The sequence below is a fragment of the Rhodanobacter sp. MP7CTX1 genome, from assembly GCF_014205795.1.
Taxonomy (GTDB): Bacteria; Pseudomonadota; Gammaproteobacteria; order Xanthomonadales; family Rhodanobacteraceae; genus Rhodanobacter.
This window is the reverse complement of record NZ_JACHCN010000008.1, coordinates 124509-137136: the sequence shown is the minus strand read 5'-3', so window position 1 is coordinate 137136 and position 12628 is coordinate 124509. Positions and strand designations below refer to the sequence as shown.

At 59.0% G+C, this 12628-nt stretch carries 10 protein-coding genes; 5 read left to right on the top strand and 5 right to left on the bottom strand.

The window, feature by feature from the left end:
- Nucleotides 1-12 precede the first annotated feature (12 nt).
- Both kdpC and kdpA read right to left on the bottom strand, forming a co-directional pair.
- On the bottom strand, nucleotides 13-684 hold the full coding sequence (kdpC, locus tag HDE77_RS11885; protein ID WP_184417544.1) for a potassium-transporting ATPase subunit KdpC: 672 nt from the start codon (nucleotides 682-684) through the stop codon (nucleotides 13-15).
- 10 nt (nucleotides 685-694) lie between these two features.
- Nucleotides 695-2398: a potassium-transporting ATPase subunit KdpA gene (kdpA, locus tag HDE77_RS11880; protein ID WP_184417543.1), complete on the bottom strand. Its 1704-nt coding sequence runs from the start codon at nucleotides 2396-2398 to the stop codon at nucleotides 695-697.
- Nucleotides 2399-3144: 746 nt separating this feature from the next.
- Here kdpA and HDE77_RS11870 point away from each other — a divergent pair.
- From HDE77_RS11870 to HDE77_RS11855, 4 genes are all read left to right on the top strand, one after another.
- Nucleotides 3145-3705 (top strand): cytochrome P460 family protein, encoded by a 561-nt coding sequence (locus HDE77_RS11870; RefSeq protein ID WP_184417541.1) that lies wholly within the window; start codon nucleotides 3145-3147, stop codon nucleotides 3703-3705.
- A gap of 224 nt (nucleotides 3706-3929) precedes the next feature.
- The gene (locus tag HDE77_RS11865; RefSeq protein WP_184417540.1) at nucleotides 3930-4277 is read left to right on the top strand and encodes an FxLYD domain-containing protein; all 348 of its coding nucleotides are present in this window, start codon (nucleotides 3930-3932) and stop codon (nucleotides 4275-4277) included.
- A gap of 181 nt (nucleotides 4278-4458) precedes the next feature.
- Nucleotides 4459-4869 (top strand): MarR family winged helix-turn-helix transcriptional regulator, encoded by a 411-nt coding sequence (locus tag HDE77_RS11860; protein ID WP_221444253.1) that lies wholly within the window; start codon nucleotides 4459-4461, stop codon nucleotides 4867-4869.
- An 86-nt stretch (nucleotides 4870-4955) separates the two neighbouring features.
- The gene (locus HDE77_RS11855) at nucleotides 4956-5363 is read left to right on the top strand and encodes a DUF1398 family protein (RefSeq protein ID WP_184417539.1); all 408 of its coding nucleotides are present in this window, start codon (nucleotides 4956-4958) and stop codon (nucleotides 5361-5363) included.
- Nucleotides 5364-5611: 248 nt separating this feature from the next.
- Here the strand turns inward: HDE77_RS11855 and HDE77_RS11850 are convergent, their stop codons facing one another.
- On the bottom strand, nucleotides 5612-7201 hold the full coding sequence (locus HDE77_RS11850) for a hypothetical protein (protein ID WP_184417538.1): 1590 nt from the start codon (nucleotides 7199-7201) through the stop codon (nucleotides 5612-5614).
- Between the two features lie 233 nt (nucleotides 7202-7434).
- Here HDE77_RS11850 and HDE77_RS11845 point away from each other — a divergent pair, with 233 nt between their 5' ends.
- Nucleotides 7435-7608: a hypothetical protein gene (locus HDE77_RS11845; RefSeq protein WP_184417537.1), complete on the top strand. Its 174-nt coding sequence runs from the start codon at nucleotides 7435-7437 to the stop codon at nucleotides 7606-7608.
- Between the two features lie 35 nt (nucleotides 7609-7643).
- On the opposite strand, the gene HDE77_RS11840 is transcribed toward HDE77_RS11845, so the two are convergent.
- Both HDE77_RS11840 and HDE77_RS11835 read right to left on the bottom strand, forming a co-directional pair.
- Nucleotides 7644-8798 (bottom strand): hypothetical protein, encoded by a 1155-nt coding sequence (locus HDE77_RS11840; RefSeq protein WP_184417536.1) that lies wholly within the window; start codon nucleotides 8796-8798, stop codon nucleotides 7644-7646.
- A 451-nt stretch (nucleotides 8799-9249) separates the two neighbouring features.
- Nucleotides 9250-12579: a protease pro-enzyme activation domain-containing protein gene (locus HDE77_RS11835; RefSeq protein ID WP_184417535.1), complete on the bottom strand. Its 3330-nt coding sequence runs from the start codon at nucleotides 12577-12579 to the stop codon at nucleotides 9250-9252.
- Nucleotides 12580-12628: the final 49 nt, after the last annotated feature.

The window sequence follows — 12628 nt, the reverse complement described above, 5'->3', positions numbered from 1 at the left end:
TTTGCCTCTTGATTACGGCGTCGCGACGGCGCGCGCCGCCATGGCGTCAAGCGCCAGGTTGAGCTGGAGCACATTCACACGCGGCTCGCCGAGCACGCCAAGTTGGCGCGGCGAGGTTTGTTTATCGACCAGCGCCTGCACTTGCGGCGCGGACAATCCACGCACGTTGGCAACGCGTTCCACCTGCAGGTGCGCGTTGGCCAGCGAGATATCAGGATCAAGCCCCGATGCAGACGCGGTGACCGCATCCACCGGGACAAGTGCGGCCGCGGCCAGATGGTTCTCGTTCCGATAAGCGCGCGCTCGCGCGCTCACTTGATCAAACAGCTTCTTGCTGGTCGGACCCAGGTTGCTCGCGCCACTGAGGGCCGCGTTGTACGGCTGGTCAACGGTCAGGCTGGCGTTGGCAGGATCAGTGCCGGTCGTGGCGCTGGGACGTGGATGAAAGTAACGCGCCTGCTTGAAATCCTGGCCAATCAGGGCAGAGCCACTCCACTGATCGTGATGGCCAATAAGGCTTCCGCCCGCCTGCACAGGAAACAATAACTGCGCCAGGCCGGTGGTCGCGAGCGGATAGGCTAGCCCAGTGAGCAGCATGAACAGCACGGCCGATACCAGGGCGGGACGGATCAGCTGACGCACGTTTCCAGCAGGAGCGAGCGAGGTCGATCGGTTATCGATCATGGTAAAACCCTCAGAACAATTGACCGGCCGACATCAGCAAGTGCTCGATGATCGGTCCGAGTGCGAGTACCGGCAGGAAGGTGAGACCACCCACCACCAGGATGACGAAGATCAACAGGCCGGTGAACAGCGGCGTCGCCGTAGGCAACGTGCCCGGACCTTCGGGAACCGACTTCTTCGCAGCCAGCGATCCGGCCACGGCGAGCATCGGCAGCAGGGTGAAATAGCGGCCAAACAGCATCGCCAGACCGATCGTGGTGTTGAAGAAAGGCGTGTTCGTATTGAGTCCGCCGAATGCGGAGCCGTTGTTCGCCGTGCCCGATGTATAGGCGTAGAGCAATTCGCTGAAACCGTGCGGACCGGTGTTGTTCAAACTTGCGGCCGTGGTAGGCCACACCGCCGCCAACGCCGTAAGCCCGAGAATGCAGAACGGATGCGCGAGCACGGCAAACATCACCAGCTTCATCTCACGCGCCTCGATCTTCTTGCCGAGAAACTCCGGCGTTCGCCCGATCATCATGCCAACCAGGAACACGGTCAGGATGGCGTAGCCGACAAGGTTGATGAACCCCACGCCGACACCACCGAAGACGTCATTCATCATCATCAGCGCAAGCGGAACCAGCCCGCCCATCGGCGTGAGTGAATCGTGCATCGCATTGACTGAACCCGTCGTCGCCGCCGTGGTGACGGCCACGAACACGCTGGTCTGCGCGATGCCGAAGCGCATTTCCTTACCTTCCAGGTTGCCGCCCGATTGCAGTGCGCTCCACTGCTGATCGGCACCTGCCTGCGTGAGCATCGGATTGCCTTGTTGCTCGGCGTGGTAGACCAGCGCCAGGAAGCCGACGAACATCACCAGAAATGCGGCAAGGAAAGCCCAGCCCTGGCGACGGCGCATCAGCATGCTGCCGAAGGTGTAGGTCAGTGCCGAAGGAATCAGCAGCATTGCCAGCATGTGCAACGTGTTGGTAAGCGGCGTGGGATTTTCGAACGGATGTGCAGCATTCATGCCGAAGAAGCCACCACCGTTGGTGCCGATGTGCTTGATCGCTTCGAGACTGGCGACCGGACCCATCAGAATCTGCTGCTTCACCCCTTCCAGCGTCGTCGCGTTGACGGCGTCGGTCAGTGTCTGCGGAATGCCCTGCCACACATAGACCAGCGCGAGCACAAGACATGCTGGCAGCAGCACGCGATAGGTCACCCGAACCAGATCGACCCAGTAGTTGCCGAGATCGTTCGTGCACTTGCGGCTCAGTCCGCGAATGAACGCCGCGCAGCCAGCGATGCCCGCCGCCGCACTCATCACCATCAGAAAAGTGATGACGGCCATTTGCGAGAAGTTCGACAGGCTCGACTCGCCCGAGTAAGACTGCCAATTGGTATTGGTGACGAACGAGGCCGCCGTATTGAACGCCAAGTCGGGGGTCTGCGCGGCACGCTGCAATGAGTCGAACGGCAGCAGACCCTGGATACGTAGCAGTAGATAGCCGAGCAGCAGCATAGCGGCGTTGCTGAGAAGCAAGGCCAGCCCATAGCGCTTCCAACCCATGGCTTCGCCGGGGTCGACGCTGAGCAACCGATACGTCAGGCGTTCGGGTGAGCCGTGGTGAGGACTCGTCAGGACACGCGTCAGCCAGGTGCCTCCGGCGCCTACCAACAAAAGCATCCCCGCCACGACGATGGCAAATTGTGCGTAATCAAGTGACATGTGGTGGTGTCCTCAGATCCTGTCCATCGCGACGATGAACGCGGCCGTGGTGACGAAGAAGGCCAGCGTCACCGCGACAAATACGAAGTCATACATAAATTTCCTTGGTCCTGGATGGCGAGGGCGCGAACTAGAAGCGCTCGGGCTTGATCAAGGCGTAGAGCAAGTACCCAAATAGGGCTGCCAGGCAGAGCACGCCCAGCCAGATCACGGCGTCTGCCTCGAGCAAGAAACAAACGGCCACGCGATCGGGGACATCGCGGCGGGAACCACGGGTGGTAACGATAGGTGGATGGCGTGCATCGTCGTGCCTACAAGAGAAGAAGACCTCTCATGCTAGGGACGCGTGCCTCAAGATGGCGCTGAGAATCTGCCCTGGCGTATCAAGACGGTATAAAGGCGGGCTGCCACCGTTGGAAGAACCCCCGCTACCAAACTAGCCGCCGCGAGGCACCGACCACCGGCGGACAGGCCGGTGCAGAGGATCAACGCAGCCCGGGAATGAGGCGAGCACTGGCGCGGAAGCGCCGGCCGAGGTTCAGACCGGTACCACAAATCGTTGTAGCTCTGAAATCACGATGGATTCGCCGATTTTCATTGCGCGACGTTTGCTTAAGATGCTTTTCACCTTGATGCGACCTCCTTGTGACGCCGCGCGTGATATTCACGGGGTTCGCGTGGAAGGTGCCCGCGCAGCGAGCACTTCTATTGAGCGATCAATCCTTCCTGGATGAGAGAGACTTGATATGAAGTCAAAAAACATCACCCAAGTCGTAGGCGTTGCCGCAACGGTAGCTGTTATCGGCAGCATTGGAAGCATTGCACTCGCCGCGCAGGATAATTCAACGCAGGACAGGTACTCTCTGACCGTTCCCGGTGGGGGCCTCGCGTTTTCTGATTTCAGGGGATACGACGGTTGGCAAACTGTCGCAGTCAGTGAAACCAAGACCAGCGTGAAAGCGATACTGGCTAACGACACGATGATCCAGGCTTACAAAGATGGCGTTCCGAGTAACGGCAAGACCTTCCCTGAAGGCTCCAAGGTCGTAAAAATAGAATGGCTCAAGAAGGTCAATACGAAAGCCCCATACTTCGTCCACGTACCGGACACCTTGAAGTCGCTCTCCTTTATCGAGAAGGACTCCAAAAGATTCCCGAACACGCATGGGTGGGCCTATGCCCAATTCACTTACGACACGCCATCGCGGACGTTCAAACCATCAGTGACGGGACCAGAGTGTGGATATGCTTGCCACACGCCCGTGGCGTCGCAGGATTACATTTATACGGCGTATCCGGTGCGATAAAGGTTGAGCCGCTCCCCCTCAGTCGAGAGCGGACCTTCCGGTGGGAATGTACCTGCCTCACCACATCGCTCAAGCTTCACTGAACAGGACTCTGAATCTTTAACGGGATGCACTCTGTGTCGCGGAAAGCATGGTTTGTCCACTGGAAACTGAGCGGCCGACAACGGACGGACGAGAGTTCGTGAGCTAATCTACGTGGCACCGTTTGAAGCTCGAATTCCCTGATGAAGCTCCGTTTCGCCGTACCTCTGTTGTTGCTTGTTTCTGGATTGGCCTCATCGGCCGCCTTTGCCGGCGAGCCTTTGAAACATCGCGTTCGAGTCGATTCGTTCCGTGTTGAGCGGGACATAACGCCCGGTCGCAATAAGGTGGTGGGGACGTTGACCAATGTCAGCCGAGCACCGGTTCGCGTAGCCAAGGTCCGTTTCAGGTTGTTTGACGCGACGGGGCGCGGAATTGGACTGGCTGTGGATGAGGTGCACGACCTTGAGCCCGGCCAGACATGGAAATTCCACGCGCGCGCACCTGGAAACGTGAGCCGTGCCCACCTCCTGAGTGTCGAGGCCAAATAATTCTGCGCGGTGACTATGCGGCGAACACTGGCAAGTGCGAGGTCGCGATCTCGCGTATCGCTTTGAATCACCGCCCATCACGCTCCTGCGCCTTGCAGATACACGTGGCTGATGCCGCGTCCGTTGGTCATTGACTTTCAACCCAGGCGTATCTCGTTTACTAGGAAACTAGATGGCGCCAATGTCGACCCATAACCAAACCTCTGATCTCATCACCCACCTCGGCTATTGGTTGCGTCTGGTGTCTAACCATGTGTCACAGGCCTTTGCCCGCAAGGTCGGGGACGCAGGTGTGACCGTTGCCGAATGGGTGTTCCTGCGCGCGCTCATTTCACGAGAGGACGTATCGCCGAGCCCATTGGCGGAAACGCCAGGCATCACGCGTGGCGCCATCAGTAAATTGTCCGACCGCCTGCTCGCGAAGAAGCTGCTTACCTGTATCGCCCACGAGCAGGTCGGCCGGGCGCACACGTTGGCCCTCACCCGAAAAGGCAGAGAGCTGTGCCTGTGCTCGCGGCACTGGCCGATGCCAATGATGAGGAGTTCTTCGCCGACCTCAGCGCGAGCGAGCGCTCGATGCTCATGGTACTGATGCAGCGAGTCGCCAAGGCCAAAGACCTGCGGGACACCCCCACTAGCTAAAGAAGACGCGATTGCCGAATGGCAACGAGGTTATCCATGAAACAGCAACTTCAAGACATGGCCCAGTCATGTATGAACGGCGCCGAGTCCGGCAGCATGACGTTCCCCCAGATCGTGCAGACGCTCATCGCGGCTGGCTTCGATGGCTACCTGGTGGACTTCCGCCAAGGCAGCATCACGTACTACCTACCGGATGGCGACCTGGTCCAGCTCAAAGCCGCGCAGGTCGGCCATCCCATTGCCGAGCAATTTGACGTGGAGGTTGTTCGCCAAGCCATCCGAGATGCCCAGCGGCGGGTTGCCGGCTATACGTATGGCGGTTTCTGCAAGGCAGTCACGGGCGCCGGCTGCGCGGGCTACCTCGTGTCCTTTCCCGGCAAGCGTGTCCTTTACTTCGGGCGAACGGCCGAGACCCACACCGAATTCTTCCCTGGTAGCAAATGAGCTCATCGATGCCACGCATCATTTGAAAGGGCAATCGCCATCCTTGTTCCTCTACTTTCATGCCACCGCGCTTGCCAGGTCGTTTAACCGTCAACCGCGACCACCGTGCCTGGGCGAATTTGGCGCGGTGCCAACGGCGCCACCGAAGCTTCGGCATCAGGAAGCAATTCGCCCTGGAGCTTGAAAATCGAAGATTTCATACTTGAGGGAGGCGCGATGAAAGATACTTTGTCCATGGGCAGCGCGTATCAGTTGCAGTGGAGGGGTCCATCGAATACCAACACGAGAGGGGACTCCAGTGACGGTGGCCGAAGGGTGAGGCAACGACTTAGATAGTCGAATATCAATGAATGATTATTCCGATACCGCAACACATCGCGACCGTCGATTGACGTATCGAGAATAACGGCCATGCTGATTCGTGCTGCGCGTAGCCGCGCAATTTCTTCTTCCTGAAGGGCGATGGGGCGCATAACCAAAGGCAGTATCTCCCACACCGGGGAGCGCTGTTCATAGAGTGAATAAGCTCCAGGCCAAAGCGGAGCAAAAAACACTGGGCCCTGGGCATGGTTGGTGCTGCGCAAGTGCTCGATCAGATCAACGCTGGATGCCTCCTGTGGTGACAGCATCAGCGCATCAGCACCAATGCTCACGCGGCGCCAGTGATCACCGTATTGCAAGGCATCGTAACGTGGATGCAGGCGCAATGCCGTCGGCATGGACAATGCCAGCAGCAGTGGGGGCAGAAAGTAGCGCCGAGCCGTTTGTGACTGAATGCCGTTGCATGCAGCTAACAGGCCAATCAGCATCGGCATCACGCCATGACTGAGGTGACTGATATTTGCACGTGAAAAGGCATAGTGTGTATATGGGATGGATGTACAAACTGCCGCGATGAAGACCGGTGACATCCACGCGCTACGTTTTCGCAACGAAAGCAGCAGCACTCCAGTCACATCGAACATCAGCAGACCCACGAAAAAGCATCCTGCTATTAACGTCCCGATATCCGGGTGACTGGCAGACAAGCTTTTCCAGGGCCATGGCACCGGCAGCGGCAGGTTGGTCGCGCCCTGATAGAACATGAGCAGCACGCTCTGCCACATCGCCGCAACGAATCCATGGATCAAGAGCATACCGACCCAGACCGGAGCGTAACCCAGAGCAAGCCCCGCAAGGAGCGAACCAAACGCACGCCACCAGCACGGCAATTCTCCATGACGAATGAGCCAGGCACAGGCAAGGCCCGTTGCCATGACGGCATAGACACCATGATTGCGCCCCAACACGGCAAGCAATCCAATCAGCAGACCCAGTCCGAAGAACCGCGCGCGATTCGGTCGTGCCAACATCCAGCTAATGCCGGCAACCAGTACGATCGAAGCTGTCAGGTCGAATACTTTGTAACGCGGAGCCATCCACAGCGCAAAGAGCAGTGCCACCGGGACAATTCGCCAAGCACTTTCACCATCGAGTCGCTTCGCACGCACAACCAGCATCGAGGCCAGTACGACGCCGACTACCGTCACCAAACCCAACAGATCACGCAGTGCCAGAATACCGCTGTCGCCTTCCAGCCACATCCAGGCACCAGCCAGTGCATAGCGACCAAGGTCATAGGACATGAAGTCGCGTACAGGTACCTCACCCTGAAGCAGGCGCTGTGTGCCGTACCAAAGATAGCTTTCATCGGCAAGACCGAAACCCCAGTGGCGTTCGGCCAGAAATGTTGCGAAGGCTATGACCGCAGCAAGGAGGACCATTGCCAGGTGGCGTAACCATGCCGCACAGCCATCGAATCGGGACTCTCTGCAAAGGGAACTCGCGGTTACGGTCATCAGATACGATCGCCTACAACGGGGCCAGCCAACGCCAGGAGTGCTTTCAAAATGCAAGGCGGTGAAATCAACACGACAAGTAGCTTCGTGCTACGAAAAACTACATGAAACAAGATGATTGACTCTCGCGAATGATCTTGGCTCGGTGGTAGTCGTGGGATTGCTTTCACGCGGGCCTGATATGTCAGTGTTTTCGAAGCAAAAGTGCTGGTAGCGCGTGGCTCGAGCATCAGTTGCAGCTGGAATTGGAAGTTCGCCCGCACAGTATCCCGCGTGCTGCTGACACCTATTATCTGATGCTTGAAGACGAACACGCCATAGATCGCGAGCGCGATGGTGGTCAGAACCACCAAGGTCTGGACTTCGGCGCAATTCATCACCTTTTACGGCCCGTCAAAATTGTCTGACTGAGCCCGCAGCCATCGGCCTCAAAACGCATCACTCAATGGCTGTTCTTCTCCAAGGCCTTACCTTCCTTCACAAGCTCATCAATTCCCGGCATGAAATCCTGACCGTTGTAGTTCTTGATGATCAAGGCGCGGCGGCGAAGCTCCCGCTGATAAACCGGGTCCAAATAAATCGTTGGCGAGGGATACAAGCTGTGATTGCCACCGACATACAAAAGTCCATCGACGACGTTGCCCATCGGTGGCCAATGCTTGGCGGGTTCCAGTTTCCAGACCTCCTTCCCGTTGACGGAAGCCAGCGTCACCGTGGCGTCGTAGTCGGTCAACTGAAAGTCCGCGTGCTCCAGCGCGCTTCCCCGCACGACGCTGAAGCTTGGGGCCGGCCCCAGGCTCAGGGCTTTTGCGGCATTCGGCAAGGGCACGGACACAATACTGAACAGCGCGCCAGGGTACTTGCGCTCGATGCGCTGGGCGACGGTCGGGTCCTCGGGTTGGCTTTGATAGTCTTTGGGTAGCTGTTTCATCGCATGCAGCTCTCCGGCCACCAGCAACGCGCGATGATGTCTGGAGAGGACTTCTCGCTCGACGACATCGGCATAACTGCCGTCGCGGTCGGTAAACCGTGCGTAGTCTTTTACGGTTTTGATTTTCGACCAATCCAGCGGCGGATCCCCAAGCACGACTCGAATGGAATGCGTGCAGAGGTGCTTCTCATTGATGTCGCGTGCGGTTTCGTAGAATTGCTGGTAGAGAGGCGAATTCCATGTGAGCGGCACCGCCGTCTCCCGCCATAAACTTTGCAGTTGGGTTTGCGTGACGTTGCCACCTGAAATATAGGTGTCCGCCAGATGTTGCAGGCGCGAGTTTCCGAATTCGACAACGATGTCGTCCGCTCTGCAGATAAACACTGGGTCGCGAAGCATCTGCTGCAGGAAAGCGTGTATTTCCCTGCTGCGATGCAGCTCCCCGATCATGATCAGTGGGTGGTTGTCGAATTGCTCCGCAATTTCAGCGACCGCCGTTTGAGTTGCCGCCGCGGATACGGCTGGCGACAGTCCGAGCCAAAGGAGTACCGCGATGCCGGATCGAACGAACGTGTGAATCGCCGACGACGAGCATGGTTGCCCGACAATCCGTTTTGTCTTCAAAATTGCTCGAAGCCTCGACCCCTTAAATGCAGAAACTGCCACGGCACCCCCTCCTCGTGCACCCTTAGGCGAGCCTCACTTTGGCAGGTCGCTCAATGTCCCGCCACCGGCGCAGCCGCTTGATGGCGCGGCTTCGGCGCGACACCTCGCCCTGGTCTGCCTGATGCCCAGACCGGGCGCTGCGCAAACTGCGATCGGATGCTGTGCATTGCCATGGCCGTCAGCCATGGCGATATCAAAGTGCAAAGCGTCTGTGCGCGCTCCCAGCTTCATGTAGAGCGAGATGGCAAGTGTGTTGCCGTAGCCAACTCAGCTGGCAACCCATGCACACCGAGTTGTGGACACAGCGTGGCAAGGCTACCTCGAATTTAGCCTGGCAAAAGATTTGCCCGGGATCGACAAAGTCCCCAACAAGAAAAAGGCCGGGCATCGCTGCCCGGCCTTGCTTCAACACCACGAACCACCAGGCATCGCCCGGTGGTCGTGTGAAATTTTACAGCCCGCCCGTGTCTACGCCACCCGAGGCAATCGTGCCTTGCAGACGAATCGGCTGCACCTTGGCACCCGCAGGAATGACAATCGGTGCACCGGTGGTGTCGCTAACGCGGAGCGACGTGAAACTGCTGCCGTTGCTCTGCCACTCGTAAACATCGCCAGCGGTACCGACCCACAGGATATCGGCCAGACCGTCGCCGTCGTAGTCCGCGATGCTGGACATCGTGTAGCCCGGAGCCACGCTGCGCGTTTGCTGATCGACCACGTTGAACCCATTCATGACCCACCAGGACATCTGGTTGCTAGTCGGGTTGGTCCAGATCAGATCCGTCTTGCCGGTGCCCGTGATATCGCCGGCACCGTACAGGGTGAAACCTGCCGGATGGTCCTGGATCTGGCGGCGGACGAAATCACCTGCCTGGTTGTTGATCCAGACATAGACGCTGTTGTTGTTGGGGTTGGTCCACACGATATCGGCATAGCCATCACCGTTGACGTCCGCGATGGTGGGCACGTAGCCGGATGCGGCACTCATTATCGGCGAGACGTCATTGGAGAATTTCACTTCAAATGCATGCTGACGGAAGAGGAGTCCCACGTTCAGCTGCCACCAGCCGATCTGACCGGTGCTGTCGTTACGCCAGAGCAAGTCAGATCTGGTGACACCCGTGCCATCGGGTCCGTTGAAGTCGCCTGCGCCCACCAGTGTCCAGCCCGCCGGATAGGGACTACCTACGGCATGCCGTAGGTAACCAGCGCTGGAACCATCGCCATCGGAGAGCCACACATAGAGCTGATTGTCCGGCCCCGTCCAGGCGAGGCTGGCCAGATTGAACAACGTCAGAGCCAGCGACGATCCACCGCCAACGTTACTGTTGATGTGCGGATAAAAGAAGCCGGGAAGGGCCGTATAGCCCTTGGCAACCGCCTGCGACTGGGTACGTATCGCAACACTGCCTTTCATGGAGATGCCGGTGAAAATGCCCTGCACGGGATCGACCAGGGCGATATCGCTATTGCCATCGGTTCCGGGAAAGTACGAGGACAGGAAGTCGCCCGGTGCCGCATACCCACGCTTGGCCGCCTGGTTGTATTTGACCACCGCGTTGACCAGGTTGGTCGCGTTGATGCTGCCCAGGCCGGTTGCATAGTCGTAGCCTACGTTCGTCTTCCACGCCGGTGCGAGCGTGACATCGCCGCCATGGCTCACGACGCCGAACTGATTACCCAGCGCACCCGAGTAGCAGTCGGACGTGCCTGCATAGCAGGGCTCATTGTTGTCACCCTGGGTGACGTCGTTGAACACGCAGGTGCTGCCGATCGCCGCGCCGCTGGATGAATTGCACGCATTCAACGAGGCGAAATTCGGCGATTCGTTCGTGCCATATTCCTTCGCGGCGAGGGCATACAGCGTCGGCGTGATCAGACCGTTGCTCTGACCGGTTGCCTGGTTGATCAGCGCCTGGACGCCCGCCATCGCCGGTGCGGCGAACGATGTACCACCGGCACTGTTGAACAGCACGTTGTCTGGATTGCTGTAGTCGCAGGTCGTGCCACCGGCGTTCGGATCGGACATGCAGAACACCAACGCATGACCGTACAGACCATTGGCCGCAAACAGGGACAGATCTGGCTGCATACGGGTAGTGGCGTTGGCTGGAACACCGTAGACGCCGGCCTGCCAGGCAGGCTGCGACCAGAAGACGCTGGGACCACCGCTGCCGCCCGCCGTATTCATGAACTGCTGACCGGTCGCCGTGTTGCACGCGGTCACGCCATCGCTGAGTTTCAAGACCGCATCGAGCTTGCTGCTGGCGCAGGAATCGTTCCAGGTCTGCTCCGGGACATAGCTGATCGCCGACAGGCCATTGGTCAGGTTCGTCGAGGTCCAGTAGTTGTTCTGCTTGCCATAGTCGTCGAAGTCGGTACCGCCCACGGAGACGTTCCATGGTGTCGAGGACATCGCATTGACGTTGATGCCGAACGTCGCCGCACTCTGGTTCTGATCGCAACCGACGGAGCCGGCGTCGCCCGACGCCACAAATACCGTCACGCCTTCAGACGCGGCCAGCTCCCACAGCTCGCCGGCGTCATTGACCACGTTGGTGATGCTGAGGACTTCGCATTCGCCGTAGCTGAGGCTGAACACCGGCGGTGGCGGGGTACCGTCAGCACTGTTGAGCAAAGCCAGCGCCGCGGTGAACGGACCGAATTCCGGGCTGTTGGTGTCGTCGCACGAGGCAAAGAGGACGTTTGCATCCGGTGCGGCCGCACCGATCCACTCGGCATCCAGTGCCGCTTCGGCCTCGTCGCCATTCAGGCCCGGATCATTGCAGGCGCCGAACGAAAGCCCTCCCGGCGCCTCAACATAGCTTGCCTGCGGATTCACATAACTGACGACGCCTTGGGCATCCGCCGGCAGGAATGCACTGCGGAACGTCGCGATATCAGCGGGTTGCACATCCGTGCGTTCCAGCACCGCGACCGTCTGGCCAGCGCCGCGGATCGGCGTGGACTGGGTCCACAATGGCTCGACGTTATAGATCTTGTTGAAGTCCGCCGGCACCACGTCATAGGCCGTTTGGGAATCCTGCGGAAGGCCGCCGGGCGGCACAGTGAAGTCCGGACTGGTGGACACCTGCTTCCACTTTCCGCTGCGCTTGTCCTTGCTGACCACACCGACATTGCGGTACTGCGGCTTCGGGAAAAAGTTGTCCAGTGAGGCGACACCCGCGACGACGGGGGCTAGCGCGGCGGGAATCTGCTGCTCGCTGACGTTGGCGAAATGCGATTCGCCGTTGCTCTTGAAGCTGTGCAGCTGGGTATGAAAGGCACGGTTCACTGCCGAAGGGGTGCCCGAGAAGCTGATCCTCGTGCCCGAGGGATAGACGCCATTGACAGTCAGGCCCTGTGAGGCCAGCCATGTCGTGACCTTGTCGATATCCGACTGCGCCGGACCAAACATGCTGCCGACCTGCTTGGCGGTCAGCCACTTGTGATAGTTCGGCGAGGCGGGGTTGTTCAGCTGATTGACGTACGCGTCGAAGCGGCTCTGCTTGTCCGCACTGCGCTTCAGCATCAGGTTCATGTTGCGGATCGGCTTGCTATCCGGCAGCGCGCCAGCGTCAGTGGCGGTGAGCGTCCGCAGCGACCGGCTGCCCTTCACGGCAACCAGATGAGTATTGTCAACCGCCTCGGTGATCCGAGCCGTATCCGGCGCAAAAGCCGGTGTAGGCGGCGCGTTGGCCGCGTGCGCACCCAGCGGCACCCCACCGCCGAGCAATAAAAAACTTGTAGCGAGCAAGCCGCTACGACAAAAATATGACATTTTTTCCCCTCCCCAGAATTGAGAACTAGAGTGCCCACCCAACCAACGA